We start from the raw sequence: 19,397 nt of genomic DNA, 5'->3' as shown, positions 1-19,397 counted from the left end.
CCCAACCCGGGGACCCGCCAGGCGGGCCTCGAGGCAGAAAGGGACAACGATGTCCGAGACCGCTCCATACGGTTCGACCGGCACCACCCCTACCGATGCGCCAAGGCGCAGGACCCGGATACATCACTTGCAGGCGATGAAGGCCGAGGGCACCCGCTGGGCGGAGTTGACGGCCTACGACTACTCCACCGCCCGCCTCTTCGAGGAGGCTGGGATCCCGGTGCTACTCGTCGGCGACTCGGCCGCGAACGTGGTGTACGGCTACGACACCACAGTGCCGGTCACGATCGACGAGATGATTCCCCTGGTCCGCGGCGTCGTGCGCGGCGCACCGCACGCCCTCGTGATCGCCGACCTGCCGTTCGGCAGCTATGAGGCGTCGCCGCAGCAGGCACTCGAGACTGCATTCCGCTTCATGAAGGAGGGGCAGGCCCACGCCGTGAAGCTCGAGGGCGGTGAACGGGTGGCCCCGCAGATCGCTGCCCTCACGGCCGCCGGGATTCCGGTCCAGGCCCACATCGGGTTCACCCCGCAGTCCGTGAACACCCTCGGCGGCTTCCGGGTCCAGGGCCGCGGTGACGGCGCCGAGCAGCTCATCGCCGACGCAATCGCGGTCCAGGAGGCCGGCGCGTTCTCGGTGGTGATGGAGATGGTTCCCGCCGAACTCGCCGGTCAGGTGACGCGCAAGCTCACCATTCCGACGGTCGGCATCGGCGCCGGCAGCGAGTGTGACGCCCAGGTGCTGGTGTGGCAGGACATGACCGGCTTCACCAGTGGCAAACCGCCGAAGTTCGTGAAGCAGTTCGGCGAGGTCGGCTCGGCCCTGCGCGCCGCGGCCGCAGCCTATGCCGCAGAGGTCGCCGCCGGTACGTTCCCGGCGGCCGAGCACAGCTTCTGACGCACCGGCTGCTGCGTCCCGGGCGAGGGACACCGGCCGAAGACACCCGGCGGGACGCCGGCCGAAGAAACAGGCCGGCGTCCCGAAACTTTGGCACACTCGACATTCCGGACCGCGAAGTCGGTCCCCGAGAGAACCGAGGTGCACGATGACCGCACGCCGAGGACGCCTCGCGGCCGCCATAGCCGCCACAGCTGCGCTCGCCGCACTCGTCGGCGGGTGCAGCAACGATCCGTCCCCGACACCCGGTAACGCGGCCCAGACCACAGAATCGACGTCTGCGGCAGCCCCGACGCCGGACGGCGGCGGGAGCAACTCGGCCTCCGGGGTCACCGACGCCCAAGCTGTACAGCTGTGCTCGGACATGGAGTCACAGTTGCAGAACTGGCGTACCTACCCGCCGACGCTCGGCAAGAGTGGGCTCAACACCGTCGTCATCTCCTGGGCCACCGCGAACGGCGTCGACCTGCTCGCGCTCGCCGGCGACCGCGAGCGAGTCGACACGATCACCTCCGCGCAGTGCCCGCAGGTACGCCAGGGCGCGCTCGACGCGCTCGAGATCCCGACGCTGGCGTCCGCTCTGATCGGATTCTGAGCCGTGCGGACGCTCTATCCGCCGATCTCGCCACACGAGAGGGGCTTCCTCGCGGTCGGCGACAACCAACGGGTGTACTGGGAGGTCAGCGGCAATCCCGGTGGCAAACCCGTCGTCTTCCTACACGGTGGCCCGGGCGGCGGCACCGACCCCGTGCATCGCCAGTTCTTCGACCCGGACGCCTATCGCATCACGCTTTTCGACCAACGCGGCTGTGGTCGCTCGACACCTCACGTCGCCGACGGTGCGGACTTGTCGGTGAACACCACCGATCACCTCATAGCCGACATCGAAGCACTCCGAAGGCATCTCGGTGTCGATCGCTGGCAGGTCTTCGGCGGGTCCTGGGGGTCGACGCTCGCACTCACGTACGCACAGCGATTCCCCGAGCGGGTCACCGAACTTGTGCTACGCGGGATCTTTCTGCTGCGCCGCAGCGAGATCGACTGGTACTACAACGGCGGGGCAGCTCACATGTTCCCCGAGCGTTGGGAGCAATTCCTGGCTCCGGTTCCATACGAGGAACGTTCGGGCGATCTCGTCGAGGCGTACCACCGTCTGCTGCACGCCGACGACCCCGATGTCGCGCTACGCGCAGCGATCGCATGGTCCGGCTGGGAGGGCACGACGAGTACGCTGCTTCCGAATCCCGAACGCGTCCAAGAGACCTCCGATCCGCGATTTGCGTTGGCGTTCGCACGGATCGAGAACCACTACTTTCGCAACGGCGGCTTCATCGACGAGGGAGAACTGCTACGCGAAGCAGGCGCGCTGGAGTCCCTTCCGGGCGTTATCGTGCAAGGTCGCTACGACGTGGTCTGTCCCGTGACGAGTGCATGGGAACTGCACCGAGCGTGGCCAGGGTCCGAACTGCACATCGTCGATGATGCCGGCCACGCCGCTGCCGAACCCGGCATCACCCACCATCTCGTAGCGGCCACGGATCGTTTCGGTGTTTGACGGCTTACATCGACGTCTGACGGCCTACATCGACGTCTGACGTCTTCCATCGACGCGCGCGATCCGTACTGGTAGACCAGAACTGTGGGAGCATCGACGCACGGCACCGCTGTCGCCGACGTCATTGTCCCGGCGACGCGGCAGCACTACGAGCGGCTCACGTCGCTCGTTGCCGACGTCCGTGTGTCCGCTCCGGACTCGGTGCACCAAATGCGCGTGTCCGCGCGGCGGCTTCGCAGCCTGCTCGGCTCCTTCCGGCGCGCCTTCCCACCCAAGGCGACTGCCACGGCCCGTGACGAACTGCGTTGGCTCGGATCAGTTCTCGGCGAGGCCCGGGACGCGGAAGTGCTCGCCGAGCACTTCTCGGAATTGATCGACACCCAGCCGGCCGATCTCGTGCTCGGCTCGGTGAACCAGAGGTTGGTCGGGACTCAAGAAGACCTGTACAGGGCCTCTCACGCGCACGCCGTCGAAGCGCTCGGCGGGGCGAGGTACGCCGCCCTGTGCGCGCTGCTCGACGAGGTCACGTCCGGCGCCCACCCGGTCCCGGCGGAGATGACGCTTCGTGGCGGGCTCGACAAGGCATACCGCCAGCTACGCAAGGCCGCACGGAAGGTGCTCGCGCACCCCCGGGACGAATCCCCGGACATCGGACCGGCGTTGCACCGGGTCCGCAAGCGTGCCAAGAAACTGCGCTACGCAGCCGAGGCCGTAGCGGGGACCGAACCGTCCGCGACAGACCTGGCCACCGCGGCCAAATCGCTCCAGACGGTGCTCGGCGACCATCAGGACGGCGTACTCGCCAGAAATTGGATCATCGACACCGCCGCACGGGCCCGAGACGACGGCGAGGACACCTTCACCTACGGACTCCTGTATGCGATCGAGGAACAACGGGCCGGCCGAGCCACCGCGGAACTGCCGGGTCATGTCCAAGCGATTCGCCGGGCGCACCGAGAGCTCGATTTCCGGAGCTGACACCGACGGGCAACAGGCTCAGTTGTTCCACTCGTCGTCGGCGTCGTCCGCGGCCTTGTTCCGTTCGGCCGCGATCTGCAGCGCACGTTCCGCGCTCGCCCTGTCCGGGTATGGACCCATCCGGTTGAAGACATCGCTGTCTTTGCCCTGGTGGACCGAGCCGTCGGAGAGGTCGAAGTACCACTGTTTGTCGTCGCGCATGTCCTCAGTCTGCCCGGTGACCGGCACAGCCACCACTGCATAGTGAACGCGAAGTGACTGTTGCGCTAACAAAAATATATAGATCTGTGATAAAGCGACTGCTGCTGATAACCTATGCATGTACGGCGCAATCTCGTCGACGCCTCCGCGTTACCGGAGCACCCCGTTACCAACATCTCGACGCGTCGCGTCAAAGATCGGAGTACCGCATGTCCAACCTCCTCTTCGAGACCCTGCTCCCGCACCTCGGACCCACGGCAGCCGAGTACTGGGCCAAGCTTCTCGTCGTGAACCCGATCGGCGGCCACTTCTAAGACGCAGACCACGAAGGCCCCGGGTTTCCGGGGCCTTCGTCGTATTCGGTTCGGGCGGACGAGTCGGCTTGTAAGCCGGATCCTGTCCCCGGCGCAAGCGCCGGGTGGCGACCATCCATCTGGGCACACCGTCACCGGGTACCTCGAGCGGTTCACCCGCAGGCTCGGACGAGCAGCCCTCGAACACCTGCGCAGCCGCACCGGTGTCCCGGAGGTCACCAGTGCGGCCTTCAACCTTGCTCCGGGCGGGGTTTACCGAGCCGCCCCAGTCACCTGGAACGCTGGTGCGCTCTTACCGCACCTTTTCACCCTCACCGACGCACGGCGTCGGCGGTCTGTTTTCTGTGGCACTGTCCCGCGGGTCACCCCGGGTTGCCGTTAGCAACCGCCCTGCTCTGTGGAGTCCGGACTTTCCTCGGCTCCGGGCCTGACAACTCGTGGATGTCGGTTCCCGTCGCCGCGGCCGCCCGGCCAACTCGTCCGCATGACAAGCCTACTGGGTGAAGCGCATCGGACCGAATCAACCGGCGGCCTTCCGCGTCTCGGTTTCGCCGGGAGAGAGTCGCGGAGAGACAGCCGCTCGAAAATAGTAGTTTCGTCGCATGACCCGGTACGTGGCGCTCCTGCGCGGCATCAATGTCGGTGACATCAACATCAAGATGGCCGACCTTCGAAGGGTCTTCGCCGAGCTCGGGTTCGACGACGTCAAGACGGTACTCGCTTCGGGCAACGTGCTGTTCACCTCGGACGCGGCGAACGTCACGGCACTGAAGTCCACCATCGAGGCCGCCCTGCGGGCGGCATTCGCCTACGAGGCCTGGGTATTCGTGCTGGACATCGACACCGTGGCCCAGATCGTCGAGGCGTACCCGTTCGATCCCGACCGCTTCGGCTGGCAGCCGTACGTGATGTTCGCGCCGCAATCGGATGTGCTTACCGAGTTACTTGCGCTGCAGGGCACCCTCGATCCGGCGATCGAGCGGATCGAGGGCGGCGACGGCGTCGTGTACTGGGAGGTCGAGCGTGGTCGGACTCTCGACAGCATCTTCGGCAAGAACATCGGCAAGCCGAAACTCAAGGCCGTGACCACCACCCGTAACCTCCGAACGCTGGTCAAACTGCTCGGCTAGACGCGGCGTGGCATCATTCGGCGGTGACGGTTGTCGCGGTGACGCTGGTGGCCGCCGTGTTGGTCTTCGCAATCGTGCGACCGCACGGCCTGCCGGAGATCGTGGTCGCCGGTCCCGCCGCCGCGATCGCGCTCGCGCTCGGCGTGGTGACACCCGGGCAGGCATGGGACGAGATCACCGAATTGGCGCCCACCGTCGGATTCCTGGCTGCGATCCTGGTGCTGGCTCATTTCATCGACGCGTTGGGTGTGTTCAGCTGGGTCGCGTCCGTGCTCACCCGGAGTGGAGGCGGCGATCCGCGCCGACTGCTCACGCTCGTGTTCGCCGTCGCCGCTGTCACCACCGCGGTTCTGAGCCTCGATGCGACGGTGGTGCTGCTGACGCCAGTCGTCATCCGCGCGGCTCGGGCGCTGCGGATGCAGGTGCGGCCGCACGCATACGCAACCGCGCACCTGTCGAATTCGGCATCGACGCTCCTGCCGGTGTCGAATTTGACGAATCTCATCGCCTTCTCCGCGACTGGGCTCACGTTCATCCACTTCACGGCGGTAATGGCGCTGCCGTGGCTGGTCACCGTGGCGATCGAACTCGCGGTCTTCCTGGTGTTCTTCCGCCGTGATCTGGCCGATCCAGTCACCGAACCCGTTCCTTCCGACACACCGCCGCCCGAAGTACCACATTCCGAAACACCGCTTTCCGAGACACCGGTTCAGCCGGCGCCGGTCCTGGCGCTCTCGGTTCTGGCGGCCACGCTGGTCGGGTTCGCACTCGGCGGCCTCGTCGGGATCGCTCCGGTCTGGATCGCGGCCGCAGGTGCCGCGGTGCTGGCGGTGCCGGCGCTGCGTGATGGCCTCACGACGCCGCGTCGCATCGTCTTCGCCGCAGACCTGTGGTTCTGCGCGTTCGTGCTCGCCCTGGGCGTCGTGGTGGCCGGTATTTCGGCCGGTCCGGTGGGTGATTGGCTCGGTGACCGGCTTCCCACCGAGGCGAGCCTGCTCGGCATGCTCTTGACAGCCGGGATTGCGGCGGTCGCGGCGAACCTGCTCAATAACCTCCCCGCGACCCTGCTGCTGCTGGCAGCGCTCGGGTCCGGCGCGCCGACCGGCCTGGTGCTGGCCCTACTTATCGGGGTCAATCTCGGACCGAACCTCACCTACATCGGGTCGCTCGCGATGATGCTGTGGCGGCGTGTCGCTACTGACGGTGGATGCCGCCCGGAGCTCGGCACGTTCACCAGGCTCGGGCTGGCAACCACCCCGCTGGCCATCATCGCGGCGACGACGACGCTGTGGCTCGTCCTGTGACGGTCAGGCTGTGGCTGTCACGCTGTGGCTGTCACACGGTGGCTGGGGCCGGGACCGGGACCGGCTCGAGCGCCTCGTCGGCGAACGGGTCGCCCTTCCGGGGAGCGTTGTAGAGCGACTCGTCGAGGATCTTCTCCCGCTTGGCCACGATGGTCGGCACGAGCGCCTGCCCGGTGACGTTGACGGCGGTGCGGCCCATGTCGACGATCGGCTCCACGGCGAGCAGCAGACCGACACCGGCGAGCGGCAGGCCGAGGGTGGACAGGGTCAAGGTGAGCATCACCGTCGCGCCGGTGGTGCCGGCCGTCGCGGCCGATCCGATGACTGATACCACGATGATCAGCAGGTAGTCGGTCAGACCCAGGGGCACACCGTAGAACTCGGCGACGAAGATCGCCGCGATCGCGGGATACACCGCGGCGCAGCCGTCCATCTTGGTCGTCGCTCCTAGTGGCACCGCGAACGACGCGTACTCGCGTGGCACACCGAGGTTCCGTTCGGTGACCCGTTCGGTCAGCGGCAAGGTGCCGATCGAGGAGCGGGAGACGAAGCCGAGTTGCGTTGCCGGCCACACCCCGGAGTAGAAGCTCTTCACCGAAAGTCCGTGCGCACGAACCAGAATCGGGTACACCAAGAGGAAGATTACGGCGAGACCGAGGTACACGGCGACGGTGAATACACCGAGCTGGCCGATGGCATCCCAGCCATAGGTGGCGACGGCCCTGGCGATCAAAGCCGCAGTGCCGATCGGAGCCAGGCGGATGATCCACCACAGCACCTTCTGGACGATCGCGAGAAGCGCTGCGTTGAAGTTCAGGAAGGGCTCTGCCTTCTCCCCTACCTTGAGCGCAGCGATACCGATCGCGATCGCCACCACGAGCAACTGCAGCACGTTGAAGCTCAGCGACGTGGTCGCCGTCAACGACGAGACACTGTCACCGGAGACCTCCGTCTGCGCCCCGAGGCCGAGGAAGTTCTGCGGCACGAGCCCGGTGAGGAATGCCCACCACGATCCGGAACTGCTGGGCTCTGTCGCGTTCGTTGCGTCGACCGTGGTGTGGGCACCGGGCTGGGTGATCAGGCCGATCGTGATGCCGACAAGCACGGCGATGAAGGCGGTGATCGCGAACCACAAGAGTGTCTGGACCGCCAGACGCGCCGCATTGGCGACGTTGCGTAGGTTCGCGATGGAACTGACGACAGCGGTGAAGATCAGCGGGATCACCGCGACGGTAAGCAGCGAGACGTAGCTGGAGCCGATCGTCGCGACGGTTCCGATGAGCCAATTCTCATTGCCGTCCGCAGCGTCGGGCATCGACCGGGCCACCAGACCGAGGATGACACCGAGGATCAGACCGGCGACGATCTGCGGACCGAAGGACTTTGCCCACTTGGGCAGGACACGCCGGGGCGCATCGAAGGTGGCGGCCGACATGGGGGCCTTTCGGGTAGAGGTGTGGAGAAGTCGGTACACGACGAACTACGCGCACGGGCGTGAGATGGGCGCGAGGAATACTCGAGAATTACGAACTCGAAGATTCCGGGCCAAACATTCAGGGCTCGAACATTCAGGGCCGCGCCCCGGACACCAGAGGTCGGGGCGTCAAACGTGACAGACCGCGCTGGCCTGTAGACAGTTGTCGACGTAGCGGCGACAGGTCAACAGGGCGTTCACAACCAACCAGGCTACGCCTGACGTCGACCGGGCGGCCAATCTGAAACCTCACGTGCTGAATCGGCGAAGAATGGGTACCCAGCCACCAGACAGCGTGGGCACTCAGCGTGCGGCACCGGAGGTGGGACGATGGACCGGCCCGAGGGCCTCGCCCGGACCACAACGCAACTTGTAACGACCGCCGTCGCGGCCGCAATTCTGTTGATCGGGTTTCTCGGTTTCGTCCCCGGCCTCACCTCCGAACTGGACGGCATCGCCTGGGCAGGACCCGGAACCGAGGCCGAACTGTTCGGATGGATGGATGTGTCGGTCCTGACCAACGTCGCGCGCATCACGGCCGGGATCGTGGGACTCGCCATGTCGCGCACGCTGGCCTCAGCCGAGATATTCCTCATCGGCGCCGGTCTGCTGGCCGTTCTTCTGGGCGTCTTCGGGCTGGTCATCGACGCCGACAGCGCATCGAACTTCATGCCGATCGACCGTGCGTCGAGCTGGCTCCATATCGTCGGTGGGGTCGCGCTGGTATTCCTCGGTGTCGGGCTACCTCGGCGGGACGACGGCCCTACAAGTGCGACGTATCGTTGACCAGCCGCACCGACGAGCCGCCGTCTGGATAGAACTCGGCGATGCTGAGCGACGCGGGATCCAGGTGCAGGCGATACAGCAGCGACGGCCCCACACCGAGTGCCAGCTGGAGCAGCGTCTTGATCGGTGTCACGTGAGTCACGACCAGGATGTTGGACCCCGTGTACGCGGCGGTCAGGTCATCGCGGACGGATTCGATCCGTGCCCGGACCTCGTCGAAGCTCTCTCCCCCGGGAGGCCGCACTGCAGTATCCGACAGCCACCGTCGATGCAGCTCGGGGTCGCGCTGGGCCGCCTCGCCGAACGTCAGGCCCTCCCACTTACCGAAGTCCGTCTCCGCCAGCCCGTCGTGGACCGTGACCGGCAACGCGAGCGCGCGGGCCGCCGCCTCGGCGGTTTCTCGCGCCCGTCCCAGCGGCGACGACACGACGGCCGCGATCGCGCCCGTTGCCGTAACCCGCTCGGCGACCGCCAGCGCCTGGGAACGACCCTGGGCTGTGAGCGGCGGGTTGCCTCGACCTGAGTAGCGGCGCTCGACCGAGAGTTCGGTTTGGCCGTGACGCAGCAGAAGCATGCGGGTCGGGGCGCCCACCGTACCCGTCCAGCCCGCAGCCGAAGTGGAGGCGGGCTGTGGGGCCGGGGTTTCTTCGGTTCCGTCCTCAGCCGCGAAACCCGACGTGATCGAGTCCGCACCGTCCATCGCCTCGTTTGCGAGACGGTCGGCGTGGGGGTTCTCGCTGCGCGGGATCCACGTGTAGGTCACCCGCGCAAACGATCCGGCCAACTCCCCTGCCCGCTGTGCCAGCGGAATCATGTCGGAGTGCTTGACCTTCCACCGCCCCGACATCTGCTCGACGACGAGCTTCGAGTCCATCCGCACGTCCACCTCGTGCGCTCCAAGGTCGCGAGCGGCGGTCAGACCCGCGATCAGCCCCCGGTACTCGGCGACGTTGTTGGTGGCCACACCGAGGAACTCGCGGCGTTCGGCGAGGACACGGCGATGGTCGGCGTCGAAGACCACCGCACCGTAGCCCGCCGGGCCCGGATTGCCCCGCGAACCGCCGTCGGCCTCGACCACGACTCGTTCATGGGTCACAGACCAGACTCCTTGGTTCGCACCATGATTGCGCCGCACTCGGGGCAGCGGACCACGACGTCCGCGGGTGTCGCGGCGATGCGCGCGATCTCGCCGCGGTCGATCTCGATCCGGCACGCGCCACAACGCCGTGCCTGCAACAGTGCCGCCCCGACACCTCGCCGCTCGAGCTGCTTCTCGTAGATCGCCAAAAGGTCCGCGGGGATCTGCCCGACCAGGGCCGTACGGTCGGCCTCGGACCGCTGGCATGCGCTCTCGAGGTCGGCGACCGCGTCGTCTCGACGGCGCTCGGCGTCGATCAACTCGTCCTCAGCCTTTGTCAGTCGGGCGCCGGCGTGATCGTGGTCGGCCTGCGACGCCTCCCGCCGTTCCATTACCTCTAGCAACTCGTCCTCGAGCACACTCTGGCGTCGCTCGAGGCTGCCGAGTTCGTGCTGCAACTCCGACAGCTGCTTCGGGGCCAGCGTGCCGCCCTCGAGCAGTTTGCGGTCACGCGCCTCACGCTGACGGACGGCGTCCACCTCACCCTCGAGCTTCTTGATGTCGCGATCCAGGTCATCGAGCACGATCTCCACGGCCACCGCCGCGTCCTTCCGAGAGAGTCGCTCGGCCTCGAGCCGTTCCACCTCCGCCTGCTCGGGCAGGGTCGAGCGACGGTGCGCGAGCTGTGCCAGCTCGGTGTCCGCACCGGCGAGCTGAAGAAGCTTGGACTGCACTGTGGGGTCGACGTTCACGCGTGGAAGCTCCTGCTGTGTTCTGCGGTGTTCTGGTTCTGCGGTGTTCTGGTATTTCAGGGTGTTCGGGCCTTCATGGTGCTCGAGCGACCCGAGATCAGAAGTCAACCGTACCCCCGAAAACACCCTCTACCGACCACATCGGCCGCCCCGTCAGTAACAGGCAACGGTCCACGGATCGGTCCGTAAACCCGTGACATGCACATCCCAACCGTCAACGTCCGCGAACCGGGCGTCGAGCACGTCCTTCGCCTGCGCGCACCACGGCTGCTCGCTGGCCCAGTGCGCGACGTCGACGAGCGCGGGACCTCCCTTGCGCAGGTGCTCGTCCGCCGGGTGGTGCCGCAGGTCGGCTGTGACGTAGACGTCGGCGCGGAGCTTGGTGACGGTGTCGAGGAGCGAGTCCCCGGACCCGCCACACACCGCGACCGTGCGGATGTTCCGTTCGGGATCCCCGGCCGCCCGCACACCCCATTCCGTTCGAGGCAGCGCCGCCGCGACCCGCGCGGTGAACTCCTGCAGAGTCTGGGGGTGCGGCAGCTCGCCGATGCGCCCGAGCCCGCGGCGACCGGGAAGATCGGCGGTCTCGAACACGTCGAACGCCGGCTCCTCGTACGGGTGTGCGGCGAGCAGCGCCCGCAGAATCGACGACCGCGCCGAGCGCGGCGCGATCACCTCGACCCGGTCCTCGACGACCACCTCGAGATCACCCACGGTGCCCCTCGCCGGACTCGCACCGGCCAGCGGACGGAACTGCCCCTCACTGGTCACCTTCCAACTGCACTCGCAATAGTGGCCGAGTTGACCGGCGCCGGCGTCGAACAGCGCCGCACGCACCCGGGTGGTTTCTGGGGACGGCACCATCACCACCCACTTGTCGGTCACCACGCCCGGAATCGGGACGAGCGGGCGGGTGTCGACCAAGCCGAGTGCCCCGGCGAGCGCATCGGACACACCTGGGTCGGCACGGTCGGCGTTGGTGTGGGCGGTGAACAGCGCGCAGCCGCCGCGGATCAGGCGGTGCAGCAGTGCCCCCTTGGGGGTGTGGGCGCCCACAGTGTCGACGCCACGCAGCAGCAGCGGGTGATGCACCACCAGCAGTTGCGCACCCGAATCGAGCGCCTCGTCGACGACAGCGGCGGTCGCGTCGACCGCAACCACGACCTCGCGGACCTCGTCCGCGGGGTCGCCGGCCACCAGGCCGACCGAATCCCACGGCTCGGCCAACGCCGGTGGGTACGCCGCATCGAGGACCCCGATCACGTCTGCCAGTGTCGGGGTCGGCGGGGTCGGGGTCGGGGTCGGGGTCGCCGGGGTCGGGGTCACAGCATCTCCCTCGTCAGCTCGCGCATAGCTTCGATCAACTGCTCGGTCAGTGTTCGCGGCCGGACCGCGATTCGCAGGAAGTCGGGGCCCAAGCCCGGAAAGGTATCGCAGCGGCGCACCGCGATGCCCCGCCAACGCAGGTGAGCCCGCATGCGTTCCCCGTCCGGCAGCCGCAACAGCAGGAACGGCGCCGCGGCGGGTGTGCGGACCTCGATCCCAGCTTCACGCAGCAACGCGACTGCGACGGCGCGATCCGTGCCGACCCGCCGCGCCTTCTCCTGCGCCTCAGCCACCGCCGCGGGCTCGCTACAGGCGGTGATCGCCTCGAGTTGCAGGCTCCCGACCGGCCAGTGCGCCCGGCCCCGCACCAGCCGTTCCAGGAGGTCGGGATGCCCGAGGGCGTACCCGCACCGGAGGCCAGCGAGCGCCCACGTCTTCGTCAGACTCCGCAGCACCAGCACGTCGGGCAGCGAGCGACCCGCGACCGATTCGGTCTCCCCGGGCACCGCATCCATGAACGCCTCGTCGACCACCAGGATGCGGCCCGGCCGCCGCAGCGCGAGCACGTCGGCGACCGGGTGCAGCACCGAGGTCGGGTTGGTTGGGTTGCCGAGCACGACGAGGTCGGCGGAGTCGGGTACCGCGGACGGGTCGAGACGGAACGGCGCGTCGAGCGTCACGCGCGTCACCGCGACCCCAGCTTCCCGTAGTGCCAATTCCGGCTCGGTGAACGACGGATGAATCAACGCGGCCTCACGCACACCGAGTCGGGGCAGCATCGCGAACCCCTCGGCGCCTCCGGCGAGCGGTAACACCTCCGCAGGTGTCCTGCCGTGACGGACAGCGACCTGCTCCCGCGCTCGCCTGCCGGCGTCGGCGCTGGGATAGGGGCCCAGGCCCGCGACGGCGTCGGCGAGCCTGCGCCGCAACCACTCCGGCGGTCCGTCACCCTGCACATTGACCGCGAAATCGAGCAGACCGGGAGCGACCTCGGCGTCACCGTGGTGCCGCAAGCGCGCAAGGGCGTCCGCCGTCGATCCCGATCCGGATTCCATAGCCGTCGAGCCTACGGTGCGCGCAGGTGAATGCCGGGACGCGTCCCCGGCGCCGGTGGTCCGAATGGTGACAGCACAATAGAGCGGTGACATCCCCCGCGGCATCCTTCTCATCCTCCTCGTCGGACCCCCTGGCCCCGGTGATGCTGTTCGACCTGGACGGCACCCTCACAGACTCCGCGCTCGGCATCCACAACGGCTTCCGACACGCCCTCGCTGCCGTCGGCGGCCCGGAACCCACCGCCGAGATGCTGGCGACGGTCATTGGTCCGCCACTCTTGGACTCGATGCGTGCGATGGGGTTGGACGAGAAGGGCACGGCGGCGGCGCTGGCCGCGTACTTAGAGCGGTACGACGCGGTCGGCTGGTCCGAGAACGAGGTCTACAACGGCATCGAGCCGATGTTGGCGACGGTACAAGCTGCCGGCGTCACGCTCGCCGTCGCGACGTCGAAGACTGAGAAGTTCGCGATCCGCATCCTCGAACACTTCGGTCTCGCCCCCTACTTCGAGGTGATCGGCGGGGCCACCGCCGACGGTTCGCGACGCGCCAAGGCCGATGTCATTGCGCACGTGCTCCGCGGGCTCGGGGTACCGGCGACCGGTGGCACAGCTGCTGATGTCGTGATGATCGGCGACCGGGAGCACGACGTCCTCGGCGCGGCGCGCTGGGGCATCCCGACTGTGTTCGTCGAGTGGGGCTACGGCTCCGCGGAGGAGGCACGCGAAGCCCGTTGGTCCGCGCCGACCGTGGCGGACCTGGGAAGAATTCTCATGCAGGCGGGCTGACATGACGGCGATTCACATCACATTCGTGTGCACCGGAAACATCTGCCGCTCGCCGATGGCGGAGCGGATCTTCGCCGACCATGTGTCTCGCGAGGGCCTGGGCGATCAGGTTCGGGTCACCAGTGCCGGCACCCACGGCTATCACGTCGGTGCCGGCGCAGACCCGCGGACCGACCGAGTGCTCGAGGCCGCCGGCTACTCGATCGGACACCGCGCCGCGCAAGTCGGCGACGATCATCTGTCTGCTGACCTGGTCGTTCCTCTCGATCGCGGCCACGACCGGATCCTGGCCCAGCTAGGCGTACCCAGCGACCGATGTCGGCTGCTGCGTAGCTTCGACCCAGGGGCGGACGGAGACTCGGTCCCGGATCCCTACTACGGCGACATGGCCGATTTCGAACTCGTCCGCGATCAGATCGAGGCCGCGGTGCCCGGCCTGCTTGCCTGGGTGCGGCAGAACTGATCTGCCGCCAGCCAGTACGGTAGGAGCCGTGGGAAGGCTGAAGTTTCTATTGCGGCCGGGCTGGCTCGCGTTGGCAGCCGTCGTGGCCGGTTTCGCCTTCATGTGCTTCACGGTGCTGGCGCCGTGGCAGCTAGGCAAGAACACCCAGACGTCCGAGCGCAACAGCCTGCTCGAACAGTCCATCGACGCCGACGCTGTCCCGATCGACTCGCTGGTCAGCGGGACGGGCCCGACGCCGGGTGACGAGTGGCGCAAGGTCACCGCAACGGGTACGTACATCCCCGACAGCGACCTGCTCGTGCGGCTACGTTCGATCGAGGAGAAGCCGGCATTCGAGGTGCTGACGCCGCTGCGCTTGACCGACGGGCAGACCATGCTCGTCAACCGCGGCTATGTGCGCCCGGCCGAGGGCTCCCAGCCCCCGCCTATCCCCGCGCCCCCGGACGGCCAGGTGACCCTCGAGGGCCGGATCCGTATGTCCGAGGGCACGGTTCCCGGCAAGGATCCGATCACCGAGTCCGGGACCAGGCAGGTGTACTACATCGACTCCGATCAGATCGGCCAGTTCATCGGTACCGACCTCGTCAGCGGATACCTGCAACTGGACGACGGCCAGCCGGGCGGGCTGGGCACGATCCCTCTGCCGCAACTCGACGCGGGACCGTACCTGTCGTACGGCCTGCAGTGGCTCGCGTTCGGGATCATGGCACCGCTGGGCCTGGCCTACTTCATCCGCGCCGAGCTGCGGGAGCGCCGAAAGGCGCGGGCAACCACCGCGGCGGCGGCCGCACCGCCCCCAGCAACTGACTCAGCAGCGGACTCGTCTGCGATGGCCCCGGACCATGCCGATACAGAGGCCACGGAGAATGGCACAGTGGCCATGGAGAATTCCGCGAAAACAGACGGTGGCGACGACTTCCAGCTGCCGACCCGTCGGAAGTGGCGTGGGAAGTCCGCTGCGCCGGTCGCTCAGCTCACCGAGTCCGAGGCGAGATTGGCTGACCGCTACGGCAAACGACGCTGAGCGGCGTCGGCGCGGCCGCATACCTCCCCGCCGAAGAGGTGCAGTCGGCGCACGGCGAGGAGTTTGACCCGATCCTCCACCAGGAACCACGCGAGCGCGTACACCCACACCGCCACGGCCCATCCCCATCCGAGCGGAGTCATCAGCAGGCCGTGGACCGCGATGAGCGTGGCGATCACCTGGGTTCCGATTACCGCGAAGGCTAGGACCGGGGCGGGGCGGGGCCGCGACCAGAACGGACCGCGGGTACGTGTGACGAAGATTGTCAGGTGCCCCGACACCGACAGCTTCAGGTAGATGAGGGAGCGAATGACCTCCTCGTCGACTCCGATTACCCCGTGCGCGAAGGCGAAGAGAAGAAACGTCTCCGCCACCCCTAGCACCCCGATCGTGGTGGCAAGGATCAGGACACTGCGCATGTCCCAGGCTGCCGGTCTGGCCGCGGCGCGCACGCGGTCGTACGCGATGGCGAGGATCGCGCCGTCGTTGAGCAGGGCAAGGAACACGATCATCACCGCGGTGACCGGGTAGAAGTTCATCACCACGATCGCGAGACAGATGAGCAGCAGGACCCTGATCGTCTCGGCGATCCGATAGGTGGCGTAGCTCGTCATTCGGCTGAAGATCTCGCGAGCCTGTCGAACCGCCCGAACGATCACCGACAGCCCCGGCGCGAGCAGCACGATATCGGCTGCGGCCCGGGACGCGTCTGTGGCTCCGGACACCGCAATGCCGGCATCTGCCTGTTGGAGGGCGGGGGCGTCGTTGACGCCGTCGCCCGTCATCCCGACGATGTGTCCCCGAAACTGCAGGGACCGCACGATCAGGTGCTTGTGTTCGGGGACGACCTGCGCGAAACCGTCCACCGACTCGACGGTGTCGGCAAGCGCTGCATCGTCGGGCCCTAGCGCGGTGAGGACCTCTGCCGGACGGATGTCCTCCCCCAGTCCGATCCGGCGGGCGACCTCCCGCCCGATCGCGACCTGGTCACCGGTGACCATCTTCACGTCGATGCCCAGCGCACGGGCTTCGGTGATCGTCGACGCCGAGTCGCTGCGTGGCGGATCGGCGAGGGCAAGGACACCCACGACGCACCATTGACCGTCTGCCGGTACCCGCCGGGCTACCGCGAGTGAGCGATAGCCTTGATCGGCGAAGTCGTCGACGACGCCGGCCAGCCGCGCGGCTGCCGGGTCGTGTGCGCACAGGGACCCGATCACCTGCGGCGCCCCCTTGGTGGCGCTCACCGATGTTCCCTCTGCGAGGGTTACGGTCGCCTCCGAGCGCTTGACGACGGGATCGAACGGAACGAACTCGTCAACGTGATAGCCGACCGGTGGCGGGCTCGCCGCAAGCACCGCGCGGTCGATCGCGTCGCTGCCCTCGGATAGCGAAGCGAGCGCCGCCGTTTCGAACAACTGGTCCCGCGTCCCCGAGGGTGGGAGCCAGCACTCGGCCACAGCGAGCGCGTTCTCGGTGAGCGTCCCGGTCTTGTCGGAGCACAGCACATCCATCCCACCGAGTTCTTCGACCGCGGGCAGGTGGGTGACCACTGCCTTCTCCCGGGCGAGCCGCCGCGCGCCGATGGCCATGGTCACCGTCAGCACCGCCGGCAGGGCGACGGGAACCGCGGCGATCGTGACAACGAGCGCGAACGCGAGCGTCTCGAGTGCCGGGTTGCCACGAAGCAGTGAAACCACCGTCGTCAGTATCACCAACGCCAGTGCCAGAACGATCAGGTAGTTTCCGATTCGCAGAACTGCTCGCTGAAAGTGGCTGACTGTTCCCGCGGTCGCGACGAGCTCCGCGGTCCTGCCGAAGAGGGAACTCCGCCCAGTGGCGTAGACGAGGGCATCGGACACCCCACGCACGACAACCGACCCCGACGGCACGACGTCGCCGCGGCCACGGAGTACCGGAAGCGACTCTCCGGTGAGGGTCGACTGATCGACCTCGACCGAGGTGTCGTCCAGGATTCGCGCATCGGCGGGTACGACGTCGCCGAGTTGGATCCGGATGACGTCTCCGGGAACCAGGTCACTTACAGCGATGTTGGACCATTCCCCGTCCCGCCGTACCAATGCGTTGCGGGCGAGTCGGTCCTTCAGGGCGGCGATCGCCCCGGCGGCCTGATGCTCCTCGAAGAAGGCCACCACCCCATTCATCAGCAAGAGCACCGCAATGATCGCGGCGTCGGCCCAGTGACCGACCAGCAGGGACAGCACCAGAGCTGCCTCGATCATCCAGGGAATCGGGGCCCAGAAGTACCCGAGGAACTCGAGAACCGGGTTGCGGCGGGCCTCCGGAAGCGCGTTGGGTCCGACCTCGGCCAGACGCCGTCGAGCCTCGACGCCGTCCAGCCCGTAGCGAGCGCTGCCAAGTTCCGACAACGCCGTCTCCAACGGCATGGACGCGAGCTCGTCGACCGTGCTCACCATCGATCCTCTCGACACACGTGAGCGCCGGCCCGGCCGGACGCTCCGCGTCCAGGCTACGAGGCTTCCCGGCTACGAGGCACCAAGGCCGTGGATCCTCGAAACCGCGGCTCCTCGAACGCGAAAATCGCTGTCCGACAGGCCTGTTTCTTCAATCCGACCGGCAGCGATTCCCGCTGCGTCCGAAGCCCCAGGCGAGAACAGCCGCACCGATGGCCGCGGCCGTCTGGACGGCCGTGGACAATCGCACCGCCCGTTCCAGATCGGCGAGCGCCGGTTCGCGCCCTGATCCCAGCGCCGGGCGTAGCTCCACACCGTGCGCATACTCCGTCCGACCCCCCAACTGCACTCCGAGCGCACCGGCCGCCGCGGCCTCGGCCACCCCGGCGTTGGGGCTGGGATGGTTGGACGCGTCTGTCCACCACGCCCGAAGGGCCGCGCGGGGCGAGCCTGCGACGAGGGGCGCGGCAGCGACGGTCAGCGCGCCGGCGATTCGGGCCGGGACAAGGTTGACGACATCGTCCCAACGAGCCGCAGCCCAGCCGAATCGTCGGTACTTGGGCGACCGGTACCCGATCATCGCGTCGAGGGTATTCGAGGCGCGGTATGCGACCAGGCCGGGAACGCCCGCCACAGCTCCCCAGAACAAGGCGCCGACCGTGGCGTCGGAGGTGTTTTCGGCCACCGATTCCAGGCTCGCGCGGGCGAGTCCGTCGGCGTCGAGGACGCTCGGATCACGACCGCACAGCGACGGCAACAGAGCCCGCGCCGCAGCGAGATCATCGGCTTCGAGATGCCGCGCCATCGTGCGGCCGGTACTCGCGAGTGAGGCACCACCGAGGACCGTCCAGGTGGCCACCGTGGTCATCATTGCCTCCCCGACCCAACCGGCTCGAGCGCCGACACGCTCTGCCAAGACACCGGCCGCCGCGGTGGAGCCGACGAGAACAGCAGCGTGTGCAGTCCCCCACAGCCGGCTGTCGGCGAAGGTACGGTTCTCCAAAGCCATTGCGGTGAACCCGAATCCGGCCACCGGATGCCAGCGTCTCGGATCACCGAACGCGCGGTCGGCAGCGTAGCCGAGCAGAAGACCAGCCGCCCGCGACCAGGGGCGGGAACGCCGGGCGGGAACTCTAGGGCCTGACCGAGACACGACACCATTTCTATCAATCCGGATTTCTGTCGACTCGGGGGTGGCCTGCGATCGCCGGCACCTCCGGGATCGGGCGACTACTGGGCGTCGTCGGGATCCGACGCAGGGTCTGACGCGGGAAGCGCTGAGCCCTCGGTCGGCACCTTCCCGGTCAGGAGCCACGTCTCGAACGCCTCGTTGCACAGGCAGGCTGCAGATCGCCGCGCCCGCAGCAGGGCGATCGCGCCGGGCGGGTCCGCCTCACCCGACAACACCAGCGCCCGGGCGGCTACGAGGCTCGAGCGGTTGAGCCCCACTTGGCAGTGGACGAGGACCGTGCCTGTCCGCCGGCAGGAGTTCACCCAGGCCGCGAGCGCATCGACCTGATCGAACCCCTGCTCGCAGCTGTCGTACATCCGGACGTACATCTCGGAACCGATGGCGTGAGACACCTCGTACTGCTCCCAGGGATACAGCGATACCAGGTGGGTGACGAACTCCGGCAACACCAAACCGTTGCGGCAGCCTCCCTGCCACAGGTTAGGGGCGATCTCGCTGATGACCGGGACGTCGAAGGGGATGTGACCATGCGCGGTGATGCCGACCAGGTGCTGACGCATCGGGTCGATCTCGATGTCGATTGCTGTCGGGTCGAGTTCGTCGTTCACACTCGATGTCCGTTCGGATTGCGGCCTGCGATTCCA

The 19,397-nt window shown here is 67.6% G+C and carries 19 protein-coding genes and 1 other RNA gene; 10 read left to right on the top strand and 10 right to left on the bottom strand.

Going from position 1 to position 19,397, the window contains the following annotated elements; translation table 11 throughout:
* Positions 1–49: 49 nt before the first annotated feature.
* From panB to EF834_RS08005, 4 genes are all read left to right on the top strand, one after another.
* The gene (panB, locus tag EF834_RS08020) at positions 50–898 is read left to right on the top strand and encodes a 3-methyl-2-oxobutanoate hydroxymethyltransferase (RefSeq protein WP_127946648.1); all 849 of its coding nucleotides are present in this window, start codon (positions 50–52) and stop codon (positions 896–898) included.
* A gap of 148 nt (positions 899–1,046) precedes the next feature.
* Positions 1,047–1,493 carry a hypothetical protein gene (locus EF834_RS08015; RefSeq protein ID WP_127946647.1) on the top strand — a complete coding sequence of 149 codons (447 nt, stop codon included), beginning with the start codon at positions 1,047–1,049 and terminating at the stop codon, positions 1,491–1,493.
* Positions 1,494–1,496: 3 nt separating this feature from the next.
* Positions 1,497–2,453: a prolyl aminopeptidase gene (gene pip / locus EF834_RS08010; protein ID WP_127946646.1), complete on the top strand. Its 957-nt coding sequence runs from the start codon at positions 1,497–1,499 to the stop codon at positions 2,451–2,453.
* Positions 2,454–2,537: 84 nt separating this feature from the next.
* Entirely contained in the window at positions 2,538–3,431 is an 894-nt protein-coding gene (locus EF834_RS08005) for a CHAD domain-containing protein (protein WP_127946645.1), read from the top strand.
* Between the two features lie 18 nt (positions 3,432–3,449).
* On the opposite strand, the gene EF834_RS08000 is transcribed toward EF834_RS08005, so the two are convergent.
* Both EF834_RS08000 and rnpB read right to left on the bottom strand, forming a co-directional pair.
* Positions 3,450–3,632 carry a hypothetical protein gene (locus tag EF834_RS08000; protein ID WP_127946644.1) on the bottom strand — a complete coding sequence of 61 codons (183 nt, stop codon included), beginning with the start codon at positions 3,630–3,632 and terminating at the stop codon, positions 3,450–3,452.
* A 369-nt stretch (positions 3,633–4,001) separates the two neighbouring features.
* Positions 4,002–4,425: RNase P RNA component class A (gene rnpB / locus EF834_RS07995), an RNA gene on the bottom strand.
* Positions 4,426–4,548: 123 nt separating this feature from the next.
* On the opposite strand from rnpB, the gene EF834_RS07990 reads away from it, so the two are divergent.
* On the top strand, positions 4,549–5,076 hold the full coding sequence (locus EF834_RS07990; RefSeq protein WP_127946643.1) for a DUF1697 domain-containing protein: 528 nt from the start codon (positions 4,549–4,551) through the stop codon (positions 5,074–5,076).
* Positions 5,077–5,099: 23 nt separating this feature from the next.
* Positions 5,100–6,380, top strand: coding sequence for an SLC13 family permease (locus tag EF834_RS07985; RefSeq protein ID WP_127946642.1), 1,281 nt, complete (start codon positions 5,100–5,102; stop codon positions 6,378–6,380).
* 31 nt (positions 6,381–6,411) lie between these two features.
* On the opposite strand, the gene EF834_RS07980 is transcribed toward EF834_RS07985, so the two are convergent.
* On the bottom strand, positions 6,412–7,815 hold the full coding sequence (locus EF834_RS07980; RefSeq protein WP_127946641.1) for a dicarboxylate/amino acid:cation symporter: 1,404 nt from the start codon (positions 7,813–7,815) through the stop codon (positions 6,412–6,414).
* A gap of 369 nt (positions 7,816–8,184) precedes the next feature.
* Here EF834_RS07980 and EF834_RS07975 point away from each other — a divergent pair, with 369 nt between their 5' ends.
* Positions 8,185–8,640 carry a DUF4383 domain-containing protein gene (locus EF834_RS07975; RefSeq protein ID WP_127946640.1) on the top strand — a complete coding sequence of 152 codons (456 nt, stop codon included), beginning with the start codon at positions 8,185–8,187 and terminating at the stop codon, positions 8,638–8,640.
* Here EF834_RS07975 and EF834_RS07970 read toward each other — a convergent pair.
* The 4 genes from EF834_RS07970 to cobC form a co-directional block, all read right to left on the bottom strand.
* A complete protein-coding gene (locus EF834_RS07970; RefSeq protein ID WP_127946639.1) occupies positions 8,618–9,736 on the bottom strand; it encodes a bifunctional RNase H/acid phosphatase in 1,119 nt (372 codons plus the stop codon). The two genes, EF834_RS07975 and EF834_RS07970, sit on opposite strands and share 23 nt — an antisense overlap.
* Positions 9,733–10,470: a zinc ribbon domain-containing protein gene (locus EF834_RS07965; protein WP_127946638.1), complete on the bottom strand. Its 738-nt coding sequence runs from the start codon at positions 10,468–10,470 to the stop codon at positions 9,733–9,735. The genes EF834_RS07970 and EF834_RS07965 overlap by 4 nt, the downstream gene beginning before the upstream one ends.
* 153 nt (positions 10,471–10,623) lie before the next feature.
* The gene (locus tag EF834_RS07960) at positions 10,624–11,796 is read right to left on the bottom strand and encodes a Nif3-like dinuclear metal center hexameric protein (RefSeq protein ID WP_127946637.1); all 1,173 of its coding nucleotides are present in this window, start codon (positions 11,794–11,796) and stop codon (positions 10,624–10,626) included.
* Positions 11,793–12,851, bottom strand: a complete 1,059-nt coding sequence (gene cobC / locus EF834_RS07955) for an Rv2231c family pyridoxal phosphate-dependent protein CobC (protein WP_127946636.1) — start codon at positions 12,849–12,851, stop codon at positions 11,793–11,795. The genes EF834_RS07960 and cobC overlap by 4 nt, the downstream gene beginning before the upstream one ends.
* Positions 12,852–12,937: 86 nt before the next feature.
* On the opposite strand from cobC, the gene EF834_RS07950 reads away from it, so the two are divergent.
* From EF834_RS07950 to EF834_RS07940, 3 genes are read left to right on the top strand one after another with little or no spacing between them, the layout of a single operon-like run.
* Positions 12,938–13,639, top strand: a complete 702-nt coding sequence (locus EF834_RS07950; protein ID WP_235871039.1) for an HAD hydrolase-like protein — start codon at positions 12,938–12,940, stop codon at positions 13,637–13,639.
* Position 13,640: 1 nt separating this feature from the next.
* Positions 13,641–14,102, top strand: a complete 462-nt coding sequence (locus tag EF834_RS07945; RefSeq protein ID WP_127946635.1) for a low molecular weight protein-tyrosine-phosphatase — start codon at positions 13,641–13,643, stop codon at positions 14,100–14,102.
* Positions 14,103–14,130: 28 nt separating this feature from the next.
* A complete protein-coding gene (locus EF834_RS07940) occupies positions 14,131–15,126 on the top strand; it encodes an SURF1 family cytochrome oxidase biogenesis protein (protein WP_127946634.1) in 996 nt (331 codons plus the stop codon).
* Here the strand turns inward: EF834_RS07940 and EF834_RS07935 are convergent.
* From EF834_RS07935 to EF834_RS07925, 3 genes are all read right to left on the bottom strand, one after another.
* Complete coding sequence (locus EF834_RS07935; RefSeq protein WP_127946633.1) at positions 15,108–17,564, bottom strand: plasma-membrane proton-efflux P-type ATPase; 2,457 nt, start codon at positions 17,562–17,564, stop codon at positions 15,108–15,110. The genes EF834_RS07940 and EF834_RS07935 overlap by 19 nt on opposite strands.
* Before the next feature lie 148 nt (positions 17,565–17,712).
* A complete protein-coding gene (locus EF834_RS07930; protein WP_127946632.1) occupies positions 17,713–18,714 on the bottom strand; it encodes a cobalamin biosynthesis protein in 1,002 nt (333 codons plus the stop codon).
* Positions 18,715–18,791: 77 nt separating this feature from the next.
* Positions 18,792–19,361: a protein-tyrosine phosphatase family protein gene (locus tag EF834_RS07925; protein ID WP_235871038.1), complete on the bottom strand. Its 570-nt coding sequence runs from the start codon at positions 19,359–19,361 to the stop codon at positions 18,792–18,794.
* Between the last annotated feature and the right edge of the window lie 36 nt (positions 19,362–19,397).

It is taken from the genome of Rhodococcus spongiicola, from assembly GCF_004011835.1.
Lineage (GTDB): Bacteria > Actinomycetota > Actinomycetes > Mycobacteriales > Mycobacteriaceae > Prescottella > Prescottella spongiicola.
The sequence above is the reverse complement of the archived record's forward strand: the minus strand, read 5'-3'. Positions and strand labels throughout refer to the sequence as shown.

Bases quoted from the DNA above. Each gene is read 5' to 3' on its own strand.
- EF834_RS08000 (WP_127946644.1), bottom strand. From the start codon at position 3,632: ATGCGCGACGACAAACAGTGGTACTTCGACCTCTCCGACGGCTCGGTC.
- panB (WP_127946648.1), top strand. From the start codon at position 50: ATGTCCGAGACCGCTCCATACGGTTCGACCGGCACCACCCCTACCGAT.
- cobC (WP_127946636.1), bottom strand. From the start codon at position 12,851: ATGGAATCCGGATCGGGATCGACGGCGGACGCCCTTGCGCGCTTGCGG.
- EF834_RS07980 (WP_127946641.1), bottom strand. From the start codon at position 7,815: ATGTCGGCCGCCACCTTCGATGCGCCCCGGCGTGTCCTGCCCAAGTGG.
- EF834_RS07945 (WP_127946635.1), top strand. From the start codon at position 13,641: ATGACGGCGATTCACATCACATTCGTGTGCACCGGAAACATCTGCCGC.
- EF834_RS07975 (WP_127946640.1), top strand. From the start codon at position 8,185: ATGGACCGGCCCGAGGGCCTCGCCCGGACCACAACGCAACTTGTAACG.
- EF834_RS08015 (WP_127946647.1), top strand. From the start codon at position 1,047: ATGACCGCACGCCGAGGACGCCTCGCGGCCGCCATAGCCGCCACAGCT.
- EF834_RS07935 (WP_127946633.1), bottom strand. From the start codon at position 17,564: ATGGTGAGCACGGTCGACGAGCTCGCGTCCATGCCGTTGGAGACGGCG.
- EF834_RS07990 (WP_127946643.1), top strand. From the start codon at position 4,549: ATGACCCGGTACGTGGCGCTCCTGCGCGGCATCAATGTCGGTGACATC.